Origin of the sequence: Comamonas odontotermitis (assembly GCF_014207855.1) — a bacterium.
Lineage (GTDB): Bacteria > Pseudomonadota > Gammaproteobacteria > Burkholderiales > Burkholderiaceae_C > Comamonas > Comamonas odontotermitis_A.
Genome location: NZ_JACHKZ010000003.1, coordinates 69,695 through 88,603 on the forward strand (window position 1 = coordinate 69,695; position 18,909 = coordinate 88,603).

Annotated in this window: 13 protein-coding genes; 11 read left to right on the forward strand and 2 right to left on the reverse strand. The window is 65.0% G+C overall.

Annotated features, from left to right (window positions below; all coding sequences use genetic code 11):
• The first annotated feature begins 245 nt into the window (after positions 1–245).
• From HNP33_RS03595 to HNP33_RS03630, 8 genes are all read left to right on the forward strand, one after another.
• The gene (locus HNP33_RS03595; protein WP_221451984.1) at positions 246–2,348 is read left to right on the forward strand and encodes a TonB-dependent receptor; all 2,103 of its coding nucleotides are present in this window, start codon (positions 246–248) and stop codon (positions 2,346–2,348) included.
• 26 nt (positions 2,349–2,374) lie between these two features.
• Positions 2,375–4,186 carry an enterochelin esterase domain-containing protein gene (locus HNP33_RS03600; protein WP_184705377.1) on the forward strand — a complete coding sequence of 604 codons (1,812 nt, stop codon included), beginning with the start codon at positions 2,375–2,377 and terminating at the stop codon, positions 4,184–4,186.
• 139 nt (positions 4,187–4,325) lie between these two features.
• Positions 4,326–5,477 carry an efflux RND transporter periplasmic adaptor subunit gene (locus tag HNP33_RS03605; protein WP_184705379.1) on the forward strand — a complete coding sequence of 384 codons (1,152 nt, stop codon included), beginning with the start codon at positions 4,326–4,328 and terminating at the stop codon, positions 5,475–5,477.
• A gap of 133 nt (positions 5,478–5,610) precedes the next feature.
• Positions 5,611–8,721, forward strand: coding sequence for an efflux RND transporter permease subunit (locus HNP33_RS03610; protein WP_184705381.1), 3,111 nt, complete (start codon positions 5,611–5,613; stop codon positions 8,719–8,721).
• A 4-nt stretch (positions 8,722–8,725) separates the two neighbouring features.
• Positions 8,726–9,988, forward strand: coding sequence for a TolC family protein (locus tag HNP33_RS03615; RefSeq protein ID WP_184705383.1), 1,263 nt, complete (start codon positions 8,726–8,728; stop codon positions 9,986–9,988).
• Between the two features lie 65 nt (positions 9,989–10,053).
• Complete coding sequence (locus tag HNP33_RS03620) at positions 10,054–10,785, forward strand: response regulator transcription factor (protein WP_184705385.1); 732 nt, start codon at positions 10,054–10,056, stop codon at positions 10,783–10,785.
• The gene (locus HNP33_RS03625) at positions 10,740–12,239 is read left to right on the forward strand and encodes a sensor histidine kinase (protein ID WP_233464341.1); all 1,500 of its coding nucleotides are present in this window, start codon (positions 10,740–10,742) and stop codon (positions 12,237–12,239) included. Before HNP33_RS03620 ends, HNP33_RS03625 begins: the two co-directional genes overlap by 46 nt.
• Positions 12,240–12,261: 22 nt before the next feature.
• A complete protein-coding gene (locus HNP33_RS03630) occupies positions 12,262–12,966 on the forward strand; it encodes a uracil-DNA glycosylase (protein ID WP_184705387.1) in 705 nt (234 codons plus the stop codon).
• A 71-nt stretch (positions 12,967–13,037) separates the two neighbouring features.
• Here the strand turns inward: HNP33_RS03630 and HNP33_RS03635 are convergent, their stop codons facing one another.
• Entirely contained in the window at positions 13,038–13,952 is a 915-nt protein-coding gene (locus HNP33_RS03635) for a LysR family transcriptional regulator (protein WP_184705389.1), read from the reverse strand.
• Between the two features lie 310 nt (positions 13,953–14,262).
• On the opposite strand from HNP33_RS03635, the gene HNP33_RS03640 reads away from it, so the two are divergent.
• The 3 genes from HNP33_RS03640 to HNP33_RS03650 all read left to right on the forward strand — a co-directional run bounded on the left by HNP33_RS03640 (position 14,263) and on the right by HNP33_RS03650 (position 17,697).
• The gene (locus HNP33_RS03640) at positions 14,263–15,324 is read left to right on the forward strand and encodes a Bug family tripartite tricarboxylate transporter substrate binding protein (RefSeq protein WP_184705391.1); all 1,062 of its coding nucleotides are present in this window, start codon (positions 14,263–14,265) and stop codon (positions 15,322–15,324) included.
• Between the two features lie 12 nt (positions 15,325–15,336).
• Entirely contained in the window at positions 15,337–16,938 is a 1,602-nt protein-coding gene (locus tag HNP33_RS03645) for a gamma-glutamyltransferase family protein (protein WP_184705393.1), read from the forward strand.
• Positions 16,939–17,133: 195 nt separating this feature from the next.
• Complete coding sequence (locus tag HNP33_RS03650) at positions 17,134–17,697, forward strand: HdeD family acid-resistance protein (RefSeq protein WP_184705395.1); 564 nt, start codon at positions 17,134–17,136, stop codon at positions 17,695–17,697.
• Positions 17,698–17,833: 136 nt separating this feature from the next.
• Here the strand turns inward: HNP33_RS03650 and HNP33_RS03655 are convergent, their stop codons facing one another.
• On the reverse strand, positions 17,834–18,733 hold the full coding sequence (locus HNP33_RS03655; RefSeq protein WP_325064904.1) for a DMT family transporter: 900 nt from the start codon (positions 18,731–18,733) through the stop codon (positions 17,834–17,836).
• Between the last annotated feature and the right edge of the window lie 176 nt (positions 18,734–18,909).

The following is an 18,909-nucleotide window of genomic DNA, read 5'->3' on the forward strand; positions in this document are numbered from 1 at the left end:
CCTCGACGGCGACTCGCACGCTTGCCTCAGCCAAGCAGACTTCTGCCGTGTGCCCAGCCAGCAGGCCTGATCCATCTTTCTACCCAGCGACCGCTCTGACGACCTGCCAGCCATACCGGGTACAGCTTGTGTCGTTTTCGCGCACCGGGTGGGAAGGCGGAATGACACCACCGCAGAGGTCTACCTTGAAAACCAAACTCCTGGGCGCGCACAAGGCGCGCCGTTTGCATGGCGTGGCTGCTGCCATGCTCGCCATCTCTCCTGCCGCATGGGCGCAATCTGCACCCGCAGCGCCTACTGCCCCAAATAGCCCTGAGGCCACCTTGAGTGAAGTCAAGGTGCAGGCTGCGCAAGACAAGAGCCAGCTGCCGCGCCTCGCACCTGGCGGCCAGGTGGGCAAGGCAGCAGGCCTGGGCCTGCTGGGCAATGTCGACACCATCGATGCGCCCTTCAACATCACCGCGTACAGCAGCGAGCTGATGCAGGACCAGAATGCATCCACCGTGGCCGCCGTGCTGGAAAACGACCCTTCGGTGCGCTTTACCACCAACACCGGTCACATCAACGAGAACTACCTGATCCGCGGATTTGACATCAACGCCAGCGAGGTGGCCATGAATGGCCTCTACGGCATTGCGCCGGACAGCAACATCCCTACGGAGTTCATTGAGCGCGTTGAGCTGCTCAAGGGACCGGGCGCGCTGCTGAGCGGCATGTCTCCGGCTGGGGGCGTGGGCGGTGTGGTCAACATCGTCACCAAGCGGCCCACCGCGCAGCCGCTCACGCGAGTGACAACCTCCTTCACCTCGGGCTCGCAGCTACAGGCGCATGCCGATGTATCGCGCCGCTTCGGGCCGGAAAACCGCCTGGGCATCCGCTTTAACGGCCTGCTGGGCAATGGCGAGACCTCGGTGGACGACCAAAAGCGCCGCCGCAACCTGGGCGCGCTGGCGCTCGATTACCAGGGTGACCGCTTCAGCCTGGGGCTGGACGCCTACCACTACCGCGCGCACATGAACAACGGCAGTCCGGTGATGGTGAGCTTTGCCAAGATGGACCACCTGATCGCCGCGCCCGATGGCCGCAACAACCTGTTCCGGGGCGTCAATTCAGTGGTCGAGAACGAAGGTGTGGTGCTGCGTGGCAGCGTTGATCTGAATGACCGCTGGCAGCTATTCGGCAGCGCGGGCCGCGCGCTGCACCACTACGAGGGCCAGCCGACAGGCACGCGCGTGGTGCTCAATGCGGTGGGCGACGGCTCGGCCGTGGGCCAGACCTACAACCTCGAAGGCTTCACCAACACCACGGCCTGGGAGACCGGCGTGCGCGGCAGCTTCGAGACCGGGTCAGTCAAGCACCAGGTGGTGGTGGCCTACAACTTCATGAACCAGAAGAGTGGCCGCGCGTTGCCGATCACCGTCAGCCCCAACTACACCACCAACATCTACGATCCGGTCGACCCCATCATGGCACCGGCGCGCCAGGGAACGCGGCGCGAGAACGACAACGACATCACCAGCCTGGCACTGGCCGATACGCTCTCGTTCGCGCAGGACAAGGTGCTGCTGACGCTGGGCCTGCGCCACCAGCGCGTGCACCAGAAGATGAAGGGCTACGACGAATCAGCCGTGACACCCGCTGCGGGCCTCGTCGTCAAACCCTGGGGAGATGACGTATCGCTGTACGCCAATTACATCCAGGGCCTGAGCCCGGGCGTGGAAGTGGGCTCCACCTACGCCAACGCGGGTGAGGTGTTTCCGCCCTACAAGACCAAGCAGATGGAGATGGGCGTGAAGTGGCGCGCGGGCGCATTCACCAATACGCTGGCGCTGTTCCAGATCGAAAAACCATCGACTGTGATCGACAGCGCCACCAACACGCTGCAACTGGGCGGCGAGCAGCGCAACCGTGGCGTGGAATGGAACACCTCGGGCGAGGCACTGCGTGGCCTGCGTGTGCTGGGCGGCATCGCCTACCTGCAGCCCCGGCTGACGGGCACGCAAGGCGGCAAGAACGACGGCAACGACGCCTTTGGCGCGGCGCGCTGGACAGCCAACCTCGGCGGCGACTGGGACATTCCGGGTCTGCCTGGCGCAGCACTGAGCGGCCGCGTGGTGCACACCGGCAAGCAGTGGGTCAACGCCGCCAACACCTTGCGCGCCCCCAGCTGGACGCGCGTGGACCTGGGCGCGCGCTATGCCACCACGATGGCAGGCAAAAGAACCGTGTTCCGCGCCAATGTGGACAACGCCTTTGACCGCAAGTACTGGGCAGGTGCCTTTGCCGACAACTTTTTGACCGTGGGCGCACCGCGCACCTACCGTGTCAGCGCCTCTGTGGACTTTTAAAAATGATAGCTGCGAGCGCATTGTCAATGAGCGCTGATGCCTTGTTTTATCTGAAGCCATGGCGCCAATCCGCCGACCGCATTGCCGCAGCACTGGCTGCCACTGGCCTGCTGGCGGCTTGCGTCGCGCCCGACCGCATGATTACTGAAACCGCACCATCGACCGCCCAGGTCGCCGCCCCCTCGACCGTGCTGGCGGTTGGCACGGCTGTGCAAGGCCAGCTCGCCCCGGGCACGCAGCAGCGCTGGCAGCTCGATGCCCGCGCGCTGCCCGCAGGCAGTGTGGTGCGCGGAGAGATCGATGCCACCGGTCTGCAACTGGATGTGCAGGATGCGCAGGGCCGCCACGTGCGGCGGCTGCTGGGCAAGGATGCCCGAGGCGAAGGCTTTACCTGGCAGGTACAGGCGGGCGAGCAGCTGGTGTTGCACGCCAGTGATGCACCGGTTGTTGGGTACGCTACCGCAAAAACAATAGCTGGGGGCGTGCAGCCTACGGGCGCTGCCGCGGAGAATGGCCAATATCGCCTGCTGCTGGAGCAGGCCTGGCAGCCTGCTTCCGACCAGCAGGTGAAACTGCCCGAGCGCCCGCTGCAAAGCCCACGCCTGCAGGCGCTGGCCCTGCAGCTGCAGGCCGGGGGCAATGCCGAAGCCTTCTGGCAGGAGGTGGCGCAACACGGCGCGCCGCTGGTGGAGCCATGGAGCGAGCGCGAGCGCCTCGTCACCTTTGTGTGGCGCGGCGCGCAGCGTAGCGTGCGGCTGTTCGGGTCGCCCAGCGGCAACCATGAATCGCTGCAGCGCCTGGGCGCATCCGACGTATGGTGGGCCAGCTTTGTGATGCCCAGCGATGTGCGGCTGAGCTACGGGTTTGCGCCCGATGTACCCAATATCGATGCCCCGGCGCAGGAACAGCGGCGCAGCATTCTCGCCACCTTGCAGCGCGACCCCTTCAATGCCCGTACCTGGGGCGCAGGAGCAGACGGCGCGCCGCCGGTGGATCGCTACCAGGGCCGCTCTGTGCTGCAACTGGCCGATGCGCCGCCCCAGCCGTGGGGCCAGAAGCGTGCAGGCGTGCCGCGCGGCGATCTGCAGCGCCACTGGTTCACCTCGCAGGCGCTGGGCAATGGGCGCGATGTATGGATCTACCGCCCAAAGGGCTGGTCGCAGGCGCCCGCGGCGCAGCGCAGCGTGCTGGTGCTGTTTGATGCCCATGCTTACCTGCACGACGTGCCCACGCCGCAGATCGTGGACAACCTGGTTGCCGACCGGCTGATCCCCAACACCGCCGTGGTACTGGTGGCCAATGCCAGCAGTACGCTGCGTGGCAAGGAACTGCCGCCCAACCCTGCCTTTGCCCGCATGATGGGCGAGGAGCTGATGCCATGGCTCGCTGCGCAGGGCGTTGACGTGCCTGCAGCGCGCACGGTGCTGGCCGGGTCCAGCTATGGCGGTCTGGCCTCCAGCTACGTGGCGCTGCAGTACCCCGGGCGATTTGGCAAGGTGCTGAGCCTGTCGGGCTCGTACTGGTGGTCGCCCTCGGGCGAAGCGCCCAACGCGTTGGCCCGCTGGTGGGAGGCTGCGCCCCGCTTGCCGGTGGAGTTCTACTTTGACGCGGGCCGGTATGAAAGCGCACGCGGCGGCCAGGCGGGCATTCTGGAGACGAGCCGCGCCCTGGGCGACGTGCTGCGCGCCAAAGGCTACCGCGTGACGCAGGTGGAGCACAACACCGGTCACGACTATGTGCATTGGCAGGGCTCGCTCGCCTGCGGACTGGTGGCGCTGTTGCAGCCAGCCAACTGGAGCCGGGTGCAAGAGGCGTGTGAATCTGCCAGCGGAAAGTAGAGCCCAGTGCCGGTGTGTACACACGTGGACAAAACTAACCAAACGGTAATCCGTCGGTAATGCCGAGCACCCAGGGGCCTGTCTAGCATGGAGTCCGCGCCACGCGGCGACATGACCAGACAGAACACCAGGGGCAAGGATGCAATTTCTCTTCAACTCCCACACCGGCCGAGGGCTGGTGTGGGCCACCACGGCTGCCAGCATGGCGCTGGCATTGTCTGGCTGCAGCGGCAGGAGTGATGCTGCTGCGCAAGAGGCGGGCGCATCTCAGCCCAAGGCCGCTGCGCTCGCGCCTGGCCAGGTGCGGCTGCAGCCCGCATCGCTGAAGATGCTGGACATCGTGAGCCTGACCCAGTCTGGCGCCGCACAGACCGTGGCCATGCCCGCGCGCGTGGCCTTCCAGGATGACAAGGTGGCGGCCGTCGCCATTCCGGTCGAAGGGCGGGTGGTGTCGGTCAATGTGCAGGTGGGGGACAAGGTACAGGCTGGCGACACGCTGGCAACCTTGGTCAGCCCGGAGGCGCTACGCATCCGCTACGAAGTGGAGGCCGCACGCACTGCCAGGGAGCTGGCTGCAGTGGAAGAGCAGCGCCAGCGCACCATGGTGGCCAAGGGCGTTGGTGTAGAGATGGAGCTGCGCGCGGCGCAATCGAAGCTGCGTGAAACCTCCCAGGAGCTGGCGCGCGCGCAGGGCGTGGCGGCCTTGCTGGGTACCGGCAGCGGCGACAAGATCGTGCTGCGCGCTCCACGGGCTGGTGTGATTGCCGAGCGCAATGCCGTGCCCGGCGCGGCAGCGGAGTCGGGGGCTGCGCTGTTTCTGGTGGGCGATCCGGGGGCGATGCGCATCGTAGCCGATGCCTTCGAGGGGGACCTGGCGGGCATCCACGTGGGCGCCGATGCGGTGGTCAAGGTGCAGCAGCTGGCGCTTGCCACACCAGGCACCGTGCGCAATATCGGTGCGGTGCTGGACAAGGAATCGCGCCGCGCGACCGTGCTGATCGACATGAAAACGCAAGCTCCCGGCCTGCGCCCTGGTATGCAGGCGTCGGTGGAGATACCGCTGGCCGCCACGCAGCAGATGCTCATTCCGGTGACGGCGGTGCTCATCAAGGATGGCGACCGCTCACTGGTCTTCGTGCAGGTGGAGGACGGGGTTTTCGAGGCGCGCACCGTGGTGCTGGGCCAGCCGTTGCGCGGCATGGTGCCGGTGCAAAGCGGGCTCAAGGCTGGCGACCGGATTGTGGTGCGTGGTGGGCTGCTGCTGGACGGCGCAGCCAGCCAGATGCTCTAAATGTATTTCCATATCCATCGATGACTTTGTCGGCTTTGCGGGGGCGCCTAGCCTTGCCGTGCTACTGCACTGTCTTCGCTTTGCCTTCGCGTCCTCGATGGATCTGGAACTGCAATAACCTGGAAACATTCAAGTGCTGCGTTCTTTGATTTCCTTCGTCGTGCACCGCCGCATGCTGGCGCTGTGCGCCACGCTGCTGATCGCCATCTATGGCGTGTATTCCTACCTGAACACCGCCATCGAGGCCTATCCGGATGTGACGAACGTTCAGGTTGGCGTGATTGCCCAGGCGCCCGGCCTGGCACCTGAAGAGGTGGAGCGCCAGATCACCCAGCCGCTGGAGCGCGAGCTCAACGGCACGCCTGGTCTCATGTCGCTGCGCTCGGAGAGCTACTTCGGTCTGTCGATGATCAACCTCGTGTTCGACGACAACGCTGATAGCTTCAAGGCCCGTGCCGAAGTGGCGCAACGCTTGCCCCAGGCCGATCTGCCGCAGGGCGTGACGCCCGAGATGGCGCCCGATTACACCCCTCTGGGCAAGATTTACTACTACCGCTTGCAAAGCGATCGCCACACGCTGGCCCAGTTGCGCACCGAGCAGGAGTGGCACGTTACCCGCGTGCTCAAGCAGATTCAAGGCGTGGCCGATATCGTCAGCATCGGTGGCTTCGTCAAGGAATTCCATGTCGAGGTCGATCCGCAAAAGCTCTACAGCCTGGATATTTCGCTGGAAGACGTCGGCGATGCCCTGGCCAAGTCCAACCGCAATGTGGGCGGCGGCCTGCTGCGCCGCGGCGAGCAATCGCTGATCGTGCGCGGCATTGGCCTTTTGGGCAAGCCCGAGGATATTCAGCGCGTGGTGGTGGCGATGCGCGGCGAGCAGGCGGTGACGATCGGCGATGTGGCGCGGGTGTTCCAGTCGCACACGCCGCGCCAGGGCTCGGTGGGCATGGACGAGCACGATGATGTGGTCGAAGGCATTGTGCTGCTCAAGCGGGGCGAGAACCCCTCGCGCGTGCTCGACCAGATCCACCTCAAGGTTGATCAGCTCAATGGCGGCGAGCTGCCCGAAGGCATGAAGATGGTGACGAGCTACGACCGCTCGACCCTGGTGGGCCACACGCTGGCTACCGTGCAGCACAACCTGCTGTTTGGCGCGGTGCTGATCGTCAGCGTTCTGTGGCTAGTGCTGCGCAGCCTGCGCGGCTCCATCATTGTGGCCACGGTGATTCCGCTGTCGCTGCTGGTGGCCTTCATCGGCCTGCACTGGCTGGGCATGCCGGCCAACCTCATCTCGATGGGTGCCATCGACTTCGGCATCATGGTCGACGGTGCGGTGGTGCTGGCCGAGAACATTATCCGCAATGCGCGCCAGCGCAAGCCGCAGACGCAGGCCGACATGCGCCACATCATCATCGACTCGGCTGTAGCCGTGGCCAAGCCCACGCTGTTTGCGATGGCGATCGTGATTGCGGCGCTGATTCCCGTGTTTTCGCTGCAGAGCATCGAAGGCCGCATTTTTCGCCCGTTGGCGATGACTTATACCTTTGCGCTGCTGGGCGCCCTGGTGTTTGCCATGGGGCTGGTGCCCGCGCTGTGCGCCTTGCTGCTCAAGCCCAGGCATGTGATGGTGGAGGAGCCCAAGGTGTTCGAGCATGCGCAGCATGGCTACGAGCGCTGGATCGGCAAGGTGCTGCAATTGCCGCGCGCGCGCTGGCTGGTGGCCCTGGTTGCCGTGGCAATCCTGGCAGTGGCCGCTTATTCCGGGCGCTGGCTGGGGACGGAGTTCCTGCCCGAGCTGGACGAGGGCGATGCCTATGTGCTGGTGGAAATGCCTGCATCCATCTCGCTGGAAAAAGGCCAGGAAGTGCTGCGCGAGGTGCGCCTGCGCCTGGGCCAGTACCCTGAGGTGATCTCGGTCATCTCGGAGCAGGGCCGTCCTGAATCGGGTACCGACAATGAAACCCTGAATCTGGCCAAGGTACTGGTGCGCCTCAAACCCCATGAGCAGTGGACTCAGGGCCTGACCAAACCGCAGTTGATCGAACAGATGCGCGAGAGCCTGCGGGAGATACCCGGTGTGGCCTTCAATTTTGCGCAGCCCATTCGGGACAGCGTGGAAGAGTCCAGCTCCGGCGCGCGCGGCCAGGTGGTGCTCAAGATCTTCGGGCCGGAGATTCCGCAGCTGCGCGCGCTGTTGCAAAAGACGGTAGATGTGGTGCAGCCGATTGCCGGTGTGGTGGACCTGGGCCTGTACCGCGATGCCCCGGCGCCGCAGGTACACGTCACCTTCAACCGCGACGCGCTTGCGCGCCAGGGGATCGACATGGATACCGCGCAGAAGACCCTGGAGATGGCGCTGGCGGGCGATGTGGTCACCACCTTGTGGGAAGGGCAATACCCGGTACCCGTGCGTGTGCGCCTGCCTTACGTCAACCGCATGGACGAGGCCCGCATCCGCGACATCGCCATTCCCACACCCAAGGGCCAGTCGTTCCCGCTGCACGCGCTGGCCGACGTGCAGGTGGCCATCGGCAACTCTTCCATCTTTCGTGAAGGCAATGCGCGCTACATGGCGCTGAAGTTCAATGTGGAAGGGCGGGACATCGGCTCGGTGGTGAAGGACACGCTGGCCGCGTTCTCGCAGAACGTGAAGATGCCCGAGGGCTACACCGCCGTGTGGGGCGGCGAGTGGGAAAACCAGCAGCGCGCCGCCGCGCGCCTGAAGGTGGTGGTGCCGCTGTCGCTATTGATCGTGTACGCCCTGTTGTTTGGTGCGCTGGGGCGCGCGCGCAGCGCAGGCGTGATCATGCTGTGCGCGCCGTTCGCCATGGTGGGCGGCATTGTGGCTCTGCATGTGACGCATATCGAGCTGTCGATCAGCGCGGCCATCGGCTTCATCGCGCTGCTCGGCCAGGTGGCATTGGTGGGGCTGCTTGTGCTGTCGAGTGTGGAAGAGCGCCGCCGCGCCGGCCTGCCGCTGCTGCAGGCCCTGGTGGAGGGCACGGCCGAGCGCATGCGCTCGGTCATTCTGGTGGCGCTGCTGGCGTTGCTGGGCCTGCTGCCCATGGCCATGTCCACCGGCGTGGGCAGTGAAACCCAGCGCCCCTTCGCGTCGGTGATCGTGGGCGGCATGATGGTGCTGCCGCTGATCGCCCTGGTGCTGCTGCCGGTGCTGTACGCCGTGCTGGGCCCCAAAACCATGATGACCCAGGAAGAAGAAGATGAGCGTTCGGCCAACTAAATCCATGCCAAGAGCCCTGAGCCTGGCGCTGTTTCTTGCGCTGTCCGCAGGCATGGCATCTGCCCAGGTTTCCACCGATGCCAATGGCCAGCCCGTCCCGGTTGGCGCGCAGACCGCGCCCGCCTCGGTCACGCTGAACGAGTACCTGCAGCTTGTGGCGCGCAACAGCGCCCAAATCAAGGCAGATCGCACGCGCATCGATGCAGCAAGAGCCGATACCACGACAGCAGGCACCTGGCCCAATCCCACGGTGTCGGCCAGTCGGCAGCGGCTGGAAAAGGACCTGGGCATCCAGCAGCCGCTGCCCATTTTTGGCCAACTGAGCCAGCGGGTGAAAACCGCGCGCCAGGCTGAAGATGTGGCCGCTGCGCAGCTGGAAGGGAGTGTGCAGGACGTGCTGGGTGATGGAGCCGCCGCGTTCAACGAGGTGCTGGTAGCCCAGCGCCGGCTGGCGCTGTGGCAGGCCGCCCGTGATGATCTGTCGGGTGCGGCCCGGATCGTCAGGGGCCAGATCGAGGCGGGTGCGCGCAGCCAGTACGACGGGGCCCGCATTGCGCTGCAGGTGGCGCAGATGGACGTGCAGATTCGCAAGGCACAGGCGGCGCTGAAGGATTCCGTCAGCAAGATGGCGGCGCTGGCCTCCCTGCCGCGCTGGGAGCCTGTGGCGCTGGGCTCGCTCAAGCCGGTGGAGCTGGGCGCCTATGCCAGCAGCGATGCATTGTGGGAGCAGGCGCGCAGCCGTCTGCCAGCGTTGAAGGCAGCGGCCGCTGACCTGGAGCAGTCGCGCCAGCAGATTGCGCTGCAACAGCGCGAAGCGATTCCCACGCCGTCGCTCAGTTACACCCGTGTCAACCACCGGCAGGACGGGCGCTATGGCATTGTTGGTGTTTCGGTGGACATTCCGCTGTTCGACCGCAAGCAGGGCGCTATCGACAAGGCGCGCGCCGACGAGATGCAGGCGCAGTACAAGCAGGAGGCAGCCGAGGTGGCTGCGCAGGCCGAGCTGCTGCGCAGCCTTCAGCAACTGCGCATGGCCAACGATGCATTGGAGGCGTTTGAGTCCGCGGCCATGTCGCAACTGGAGCAGCTGCGCCGCATGGCGCAGGATTCATACCAGCTGGGCAAGAGCAATGTGCTGGAGTTGATCGATGTACTGGATACGCTGCGCGAGCGCCGCATGGATCATCTCGATCTGGTCAAGGACATGCTGGATGCCGAGTGGCGCGTGCGGGTGGCCAGTGGCAATGTGCCGCAACTGCAGCACTGATCCTGCCAAGGGCACGGCCGAGGGCGTTCATCTTTAGCCAGCCTGTCGCAGGTATAGTTTCACGCATGGGAGTCGTCACCAGCTTGTCCAACCACCGATATCTGATCGTCGAAGACGACCCGCTGAACGCGGGCTTCATGGCGGATGGCCTGCGCCAGCAAGGCGCGCAGGTCTGCGTATGCAATGAGGGCGTGCGTGGCCTGGCGCTGGCCGTAGGGCAAGAGTGGGATGCGATCGTGCTGGACCGCATGCTCCCTGGTGATTTTGACGGTCTCAAGATCGTGCAGGCCTTGCGCGCCATGGGCAAGCAGACGCCGGTGCTGGTGCTCAGCGCCCTGTCGTCGATCGATGAACGGGTGCGGGGCCTGAAGGCGGGCGGAGATGATTACCTGTCCAAGCCATTTGCGTTTTCCGAGCTGGTTGCGCGCATAGAAGCCTTGATGCGCCGCTCGCAAACCGTTGAGAAGCCGCGCGAAATGCAGGTGGAGGACTTGCGCATCAACCTGATGACGCGCAGCGCCGAGCGCGGCGGGCAGGCCCTGGCGCTGCAGCCGCGCGAGTTTCGCCTGCTGGCCTATCTGATGCAGCATGCGGGCCAGATTGTCACGCGCACGATGCTGCTCGAATCGGTGTGGGACTACCATTTCGACCCGCAGACCAATGTGATCGATGTGCATATCAGCCGCCTGCGCGCCAAGGTGGACAAGGGGCATGCGCTGGCGCTCATCCATACCGTGCGAGGCGTTGGCTATTGCCTGACGACCGACCCGCGTGCACTGCTGGCGAAGGGGCTGTGATGGCGCGGGTGCTGCCCTGGCGTTCTCTGGCCTTTCGCCTGGCGCTGAGCTATGGATCGATGCTGGTGTTCACCGTGGCGGTGGTTCTGGCGGTGTTTTATGTGCAGGTGGTGGGCGTGTTGCGCAACCGGCTGGACCAGTACGCAACGACCCAGCTCAAGCGCCTGCAGGACTATGCTGCCGTTCATGGCGTCAGCGCGCTGCATAGCGAGGTCGATCATCTGTTGCGCGACGGTATCAATACCGATACTGAAATCATCCTGCTGCTCACCCCCGAAGGCAAGACCATCATCGGCAACGCAGACATCGTGCCTGCGCGCCGGTTGACGCAGCTGGGCATGCGCGAACTCACGGTACAGCGCATGGGGCGCCAGGTGGTCGGGCGCGTGCAGGCGGTTTTGCTGCCTGATGGCAACTATCTGGTGGTGGGCAGCGACATGCAGGCGCAGGCCGGTATCGAAGACCTGTTTGCGCGTGCCAGCGGCCTGGTGGTGCTGATTGCGCTGTTGATGGCGGTGGTGGGGGCGGTCAGCTTTCGCCGCCTGGTCGATGCACGCGCCTCGGGCATTCGCAGCACCATGGCGCGTGTGGCAGCGGGAGACCTCGCGCAGCGCATTCCGGTGCAGCGGCAGGAAAAGGACGAGTTCGCTCTTCTGAGCCGTGATATCAACAGCATGCTGGAGCGATTGCAGCATCTGATGGATGGTGTGCGCCACGTCTCCAACACCATTGCGCACAACCTGCGCACGCCGATGACGCGCATTCTGCTGCGCCTGCGCGCGGCAGAGCACGCAGGCCCTGCAGACCAGCGCGCCACCCTTGGCCTGGTGGCCGATGAGGTGGCGGAGCTGGGCGTGGTGTTCGACAAGTTGCTGGCAATTGCCGAGGTGGAAAGCGGTGCGCTGCGCCAGGCTTTTACCGCTGTCGATGTGGCGGCGCTGCTGGTGGAGCTGCACGAGCTGTACGAGCCCCTGGTGCAGGAGCAGGGCGGAAGCATGGCACTGCAGCTGCCTGCGCCGCAGTTGCACAACCAGCAGCAACAGCAACAACACGAGCAAGGTCCGTGCCTTGCCCTGGGCGATACCAATCTGCTGGCCAGCGCCTTGGCCAATGTGGTGGAGAACGCCATCAAATACGGGGCCCGCGATGGTGCTGGCCCGCACATCGTGCTGCAGGCGCGCCGTGTACCAGCCGCCGATGATGGGGCTGTGGCGCATGTGGAAATCGTGGTGCAGGACGATGGCCCGGGCGTGGCCGACGCCGATCTGCCCCAGCTGTCGCAGCGTTTTTTTCGGGCGCAGCAACAGCAACCTGGCACTGGTTTGGGCCTGGCGTCGGTGCAGGCTGTTGTGCGTTTGCATGGGGGGCAACTCCGATTTCGCAATACGCGGCCGGGTTTTTCGGTGCAGATTCTGCTGCCAGTGGCGTTGCATCCATCGCACAGCACGTTCTAAGGCCTGCGTTGCAGCGTGCACAATGCGGCCCATGCAACTGACAACCGAAGCCTTTCACAATCACCAGGTCGCCCCGGGCTGGCAGCCCGTGGTGGACGCCTTCTTTGCAAGCCCCAAGGGCCAGCAGCTCACGCAGTTTGTGCAGCAGCGCCTGGATGCGGGCGCGGCTATCTTTCCGCCGCAGCCGCTGCGGGCGCTTGAGCTCACGCCGCCCGAGGAGGTGCGCGTGGTCATTCTGGGGCAGGATCCATACCACGGCCGGGGACAGGCCGAAGGGCTGGCCTTTTCGGTGGCACCGGGCGTGCGCCTGCCGCCATCGCTGCAGAACATCTTCAAGGAAATGCAGCGCGATCTGGGCGTGCCGTTTCCGCCGTTTCCAGAGCCGGGCGGCAGCCTGGTGAAATGGGCGACGCATGGCGTGCTGCTGCTCAACACCTGCCTCACGGTGGAAGAAGGGCAGGCTGCCAGCCACAGTGGCAAGGGCTGGGAGCAGCTGACCGATGCAGTCATCCGGCAGGTGGCAGAGGGCGACAGGCCGGTGGTTTTCATGCTGTGGGGCAGCCATGCGCAGGCCAAGCGCGCTTTCATCCCACAAGACCGGGGTCATCTGGTATTGACGAGCAACCACCCCTCGCCACTGTCCGCGCTACGGCCGCCGGTGCCGTTCATTGGCAACGGGCATTTTGGCAAGGCCAAGGCGTTTCGAGAGGCGCAGCAGGCCGGTTAGTTCGCGGAAATTGGAGATTGGCGCTTGATGGATAAGCGCTACTTGTTATTAAAAAAAGGGAGCTTTTGGCGTCAAGGCGCCAGTTGCGCTACCAGCAGATCCAGAAACGCCTTGGCCGCCACTGGAAGCTGGCGCCCGGCCAGGGTCTGCACTTCGATGTCGCGCAGATCCATGCCCGCATCGGAAAGCGGCCTGGCGACCAACAGCCCCGCTTCCAGCATGTGCCGTGCGCCGACTTCGCTCGATACGGTGACGCCGCCGCTGTGCAGCACAAAGTTCAGCAAGGTCTTGGCGTGGTTGGTGGTGAGCACTGCGTCGAGCTGCAGACCCTGGCGGCTGCAGGCGAGGTCGATCATCTGACGGATAGTGGTTTCGGCTGGCGGCAGCGCCAGCGGATGGCGGGCCAGATCGGCCAGCGTGAGCGTGGCTTCCTGGGCCAGTGCATGGTCGGGCCGCAGCACTGCCAGCACGGGGGCGCTCTGGCGGTAGACCACGGCAATGTTCTGCAGCGGCGACATGCTGAAACGCAGGCCGATGTCGGCATCGCCTGCCAGCACCCGGGCCGAGACCTGCAAGGTCGGCACCATGGTCACCTCAAAGCGCACGCCGGGGTGCTGGCGCTGAAAGGCGGCGCAGGCCTGCGGCACCAGCTCGTTGGCAAAGGCGTCGGAGGTGGCTATGCGCACGGTGCCTGCGCGCAGGCTGTCGAGCGCGTTGATGGCATCAATGGCCTGCTCGGCGTCCAGGCTGATGCGGCGCGCCAGCTGCGCCACGATGAGCCCGGCCGCTGTGGGCACCATGCCCCGGGCGTGGCGCTCGAACAAGGGCGTTCCCAGCTGGGCCTCCAGCCCGCTGATCTGGCGACTGATGGCCGAGCTGGCGACATGCAGATTGGCAGAGGCTGCGCTCACCGTGCCGCACTGCGCCACCTCGTAGAAGTAGCGCAGAGCAGTGTCTTGCAGGTGCGAAGGATGGCGCGTGGGCATGGCGGTGTTGCTGAAAATGTGTTGATTGCAATTATTGCATTGCCGAATCGGCAAACAGCCCTTGCCAAATCAGTGATGGCGCCTCGCCCCCGCTGCTTTTACTATCAATGCCTTGAATTGATTCAGAAGCACCACACCGCAGCGCACACAAACACCCAGGTAGGCGCGATGGCTGGCGTTAAGCACGCAGGGCCAATGGCGGGGCAGGGCTTTTTGGTATCCGGTACTTGCGCGGTACGCCTTCGGCGCCCCGCAGTACCTTGTTGTCAGCCACGCTTTTCCCGCTTTTCTGCTTTTTTGCAGCCTTTTCATGCCACGCACTACCACCCCATCTCTCAGCTCCTTCCATAGCCCTCAGCAGCGCGTGCAGCACTCTCCATCGCGCCGGGATGCAGTTACCACTCTGCTGGGCCTTGCGGGCCTGGCCGCCTTCGCGGCGCTGCCGCAAGCTGCGCTGGCGCAGGGCGGTGGCTGGCCCGAACACGCGATCCGCGTGATCGTGCCCTTCCCGGCGAGCGGCGCCACTGATCTGGTGGCGCGCGTGGTGGCTCAGAAGGTGGCGCACGAGCTGGGTCAGTCGCTGGTGATCGACAACCGCCCCGGCGCGGGCGGCACCATTGGCACCGCAGAAGCGGCCAAGGCGCCCAACGATGGCTATACGCTGCTCTTTACCACCAGCAGCACGCATGCGATCTCACCGCACCTAATGCCCAAGCTGGCCTACAAGGCAGACAAGGATTTCACCCCCATCGCCCATGTGGCCGATGCCGCCAGCGTGCTGCTGGTCACGCCGTCGCTGCCTGTCAAGAATGTGCAGGAGCTGATTTCCTACGCCAAGGCCAACCCTGGCAAGCTCAACTACGCCACCAGCGGCAACGGCACCATCGTGCACCTGAACACCGCCGCCTTTGCGGCGCAGGCGGGCGTGCAGCTGACGCATGTGCCATACAAGGGCACGGCGCAGTCCATCAGCGATCTGGCCACCGGCCAGGTGCACATGCTGTTCGACTCCATCCCCACCGGCATGCCGCACGTGGCCAGCGGCCGCCTGCGTGCGCTGGCGGTGACGAGCGAGCAGCGCACCAAGCTGGCGCCTGATCTGCCCACGATTGCGGAATCTGGCCTGCCGGGCTATTCGTCTGTCACCTGGTTTGGCGTGTATGGCCCTGCAGGCATGAAGCCCGAGCTGGTGGCCAAGGTGAATGCCGCCTTCAACAAGGCGATCCAGACGCCAGAGGTGGCCGCCAATCTGGCCAAGCTGGGCGCCGATGTGGCCAAGCCCGGCACGCCTGCGCAGTTTGCCGATATGGTGAAGGCCGACAGCACGCGCTGGGCCAAGGTCATCAAGGACAACCGCATTACTTTGGAATAAGAAGGCAAAGACATGACAACCATTCATGATTGGGCGCTGCCCTATGCATCGCACCGCTCGTCGGTGCTGGGCCGCAACGTGGTCAGCACCTCGCAGCCCCTGGCGGCGCAGGCTGGCCTGCGCATGTTGCTGGCCGGTGGCAACGCGGTAGACGCTGCGCTGGCAGCCGCCATGGCCTTGACGGTGGTGGAGCCCACCGGTTGCGGCATCGGCAGCGATGGCTTTGCGATTGTGTGGGACGGCAAGGAGCTGCATGGCCTGAACGCATCGGGCCGCGCGCCCGCAGGCTGGACGCCTGCGTATTTCGACAAGCTGGGCGGCATTCCCGAAAAAGGCTGGAACGCCGTGACCGTGCCGGGCGCGGTGTCGGCCTGGGTGGAGCTTTCCCGCCGCTTTGGCAAGCTGCCCTTTGCACAGGTGGCGCAACCGGCCATCGACTACGCGCGCCACGGGTTTGCCGTCTCGCCCACCATTGCCAAGCTGTGGGCGCTGGGCCTGGCCAAGCTGGGCGATCAGCCCGGCTTCAAGGAATGTTTTGCTCCGGGTGGCAGCGCGCCCAAGGCGGGCGAGGTGTTCAAGAGCGAAGCCCATGCACAGACCCTGGAAGAAATTGCCGCGACCATGGGCGAATCCTTCTACCGGGGCGCGCTTGCCAAGAAGATGGCGGCGCACAGCCAGGCCAATGGCGGCGTGATGACTGTCCAAGATTTGGCAGCGCACCGCTGCGACTGGGTGGGCACGGTGTCCCAGCCGTTTGGCGATTCGGTGATCCACGAGATTCCGCCCAACGGCCAGGGCATCGCTGCGCTGATGGCGCTGGGCATGCTCGATAGCCTGGGCATCGGCAGCGATCCGCTGGACAGCGCAGAGACCGTGCACCTGCAGATCGAGGCGATGAAGCTGGCGCTGGCCGATCTGGCGCAATACAACGCCGATATCGACCACATGCGCGTCAAGCCGCAGCAGGAGCTGCTGAATCCCGCCTATCTGGCAGCGCGCGCGCAGCTGATCGACCGTAGCCAGGCCCGTGTGGCCAGCTATGGCGCGCCCCGGCCCGGCGGCACGGTGTACCTGTGCGCGTGCGATGAGAGCGGCATGATGGTCTCTTTCATCCAGTCCAACTACATGGGTTTTGGCTCAGGCGTGGTGGTGCCGGGCACCGGTATCAGCCTGCAAAACCGTGGCGCCGGTTTTACGACCGAGGCGGGCCATGCCAACCAGGTGGCGCCGGGCAAGCGGCCTTCGCACACCATCATTCCTGCATTTGCGATGAATGCCGACGGTACGCCGCAGATGGCCTTTGGCGTGATGGGCGGGCCGATGCAATCGCAGGGCCATTTGCAGATGGCGGTGCGCGTGCTGCGCTACGGCCAGAACCCGCAGGCCGCTGCCGATGCTCCGCGCTGGCGCGTGACGGGGGGCAACAAGGTCTCGGTCGAGCCCGGCTTTGATCCGCAGGTGGTGGAGGCGCTGCGTGCGCGCGGCCACGAGATCACGGTCGAAGAAGGCAATGGCGTGTTTGCCTTTGGCGGCGCGCAGCTGATTCTGCGAGAAGGCGGCCACTACATAGCGGGCTCCGACCCGCGCAAGGACGGCCAGGCGGTCGCCTACTGAGCAGCGACCGTCGAACACTCCAGCCAGCGCCGCAGTGCCATTGCCTGCGGCGCTTTTTTTATAGCGTGCCAGCAAGCCCCTTGTAGAAGCAGGTGAGGACGCCGTGGCAATGCGACGCATGTTGCGGCATTGGACGACGTGCCGTCCGCGCAGGCCTTTGGATAATCGGATGGTTTTATCCACAAGGAGTGAACCATGGCTACCAATCTTCCGCTGTCTGATTCGTTGCGGCACACCGTTGGCCGCAGCTGGTGGGTGATATTGCTGTTTGGCATCGTCTCTGCGCTGTTTGGGGTGATGGCGCTGGTCAACCCGTTGTCGATGGGGGCGAGCCTGACCTGGGCCATCGGCATTCTGGCGGTGGCAGAAGGCGTGGTGGGCCTGATTGGCGCATTTGGCAAGAACGCCGGGGTTTCGCGCGGCTGGATGGTTCTCTACGCGCTGATTTCGCTCGCCTTTGGCGTCATGGCGATTGCCAACCCGGTCTCGATGGCGGCCAGCATCGTCATGGTGATGGCGGTGTGGTTCATCGTCTCGGGCGTGATGCGCATCGTGTTCGCCATTCGCGTGCGCGAGGAGATCGACAACGAGTGGATGCTGATTCTGGGCGGCGTGCTGGGCGTCATTCTGGGCGGCCTGATGCTGGCCGCGCCGCTGGCTGGCTTGATCGTTGGCGTGATCTGGATTGGTGTGGGCGCTCTCGTGTACGGCCTCTTGCAGATTTTTGCAGCCTTCAAGGTGCGCAAGCTGGCGTCTTGATGCGTATTGCGTTGTGACAGTTTCTGGCCCCGCCTTGGCGGGGCTTTTTGCTGGCCGCAGTGTGGGGCCTGCAAACAATGAATGAATGCATCGCTGGCGCGCATCTGTAAAGCGCGAACAGCTATGAAATGAATAGCTAGCGCGATTCCCGCACCGACAGCCACGCGCTCAGTGCGCCGCCTACGGCAATGGCCACCATTCCCAGCACCGCCCAATGGTCTGGGATGTGGCCATACAGCAGCCAGCCGGAGAACACCGCAAAGGGGATTTGGCTGTAGAGGAAGGGCGAAATGGTTGCCGGCTTGGCATGTTCGTAAGCCTTGAGCAACATCAAGTGACCAATGGTGCTGCCCACGCCCATGGCAAGTGCGCCCAGCCACAGGGCTGCGGTGTCCGGCATCTGCCAGAACCAGGGCAGGCTTGCGGTGGTCAGCACCAGGGCGAGCAGGCTGGTGTAGATCTGCGTGGTCAGCGGCCGCTCCTTGCCGGCCATCTGGCTGCTGACGATCTGGTAGGCCGTATTGGCGGCCAGTTGCAGCAGAGGCCAGACGAGGGCGCCGCCGCTGAAATTGGCGCCGCCGGGGCGGATGATGACCACCGTGCCGATAAAGCCCATGGCCACCAGCACCCAGCGCAGGGGGCTGACCGGCTGGCGCAGCCACAGCGCGGCCACCAGGGTCATGGCGAGCGGCGTCATCGCTACCACGGCGGTGAACTCGGCCAGCGGCAGGTAGCGCAGGCTCATCATGGCGCAGGCATTGCTGCTGCAAAACAGTGCGGCGCGCATCACCTGAAAGCGCGGGTGCGTGGTGCGGAAGATATCCACACCGCTCTGTGCCAGCCCCCAGCCCAGGGTGAAGATGGATTGCAGCGCGTACCGCAGCCACAGCGCCATCAGCAGCGGCAAGACGGCGCCCACATACTTGGAGCCGGTATCCAGCAGGCAGAAAAAGGCGCAGGCCGTCACTGTTAGGGCAATGCCGGTGAAGGCCGAGCCCTTGCCAGGGCGGGGGGCCGAAGGCGGGGGCGTGGTCACTGGCGCCACATTGCTGGTGGGCAACTGCGGTACTGCGGAGGCAGTCAAGGTCAGATCGCCTGGGCGCAGGGCCACAGGCGCGGGGGAGGCGGTCGGGGAAGTCACGCGGGCTGGTGCAAGGCGCGGCAACCGGTCTCCTGCGGAGTCGAAGGGCTGGCGCGATGGCGCTCCCATTG

Bases quoted from the DNA above. Each gene is read 5' to 3' on its own strand.
- HNP33_RS03615 (WP_184705383.1), top strand. From the start codon at position 8,726: ATGCCAAGAGCCCTGAGCCTGGCGCTGTTTCTTGCGCTGTCCGCAGGC.
- HNP33_RS03640 (WP_184705391.1), top strand. From the start codon at position 14,263: ATGCCACGCACTACCACCCCATCTCTCAGCTCCTTCCATAGCCCTCAG.
- HNP33_RS03650 (WP_184705395.1), top strand. From the start codon at position 17,134: ATGGCTACCAATCTTCCGCTGTCTGATTCGTTGCGGCACACCGTTGGC.
- HNP33_RS03645 (WP_184705393.1), top strand. From the start codon at position 15,337: ATGACAACCATTCATGATTGGGCGCTGCCCTATGCATCGCACCGCTCG.
- HNP33_RS03635 (WP_184705389.1), bottom strand. From the start codon at position 13,952: ATGCCCACGCGCCATCCTTCGCACCTGCAAGACACTGCTCTGCGCTAC.
- HNP33_RS03630 (WP_184705387.1), top strand. From the start codon at position 12,262: ATGCGGCCCATGCAACTGACAACCGAAGCCTTTCACAATCACCAGGTC.
- HNP33_RS03600 (WP_184705377.1), top strand. From the start codon at position 2,375: ATGAGCGCTGATGCCTTGTTTTATCTGAAGCCATGGCGCCAATCCGCC.
- HNP33_RS03595 (WP_221451984.1), top strand. From the start codon at position 246: ATGCTCGCCATCTCTCCTGCCGCATGGGCGCAATCTGCACCCGCAGCG.
- HNP33_RS03620 (WP_184705385.1), top strand. From the start codon at position 10,054: ATGGGAGTCGTCACCAGCTTGTCCAACCACCGATATCTGATCGTCGAA.
- HNP33_RS03605 (WP_184705379.1), top strand. From the start codon at position 4,326: ATGCAATTTCTCTTCAACTCCCACACCGGCCGAGGGCTGGTGTGGGCC.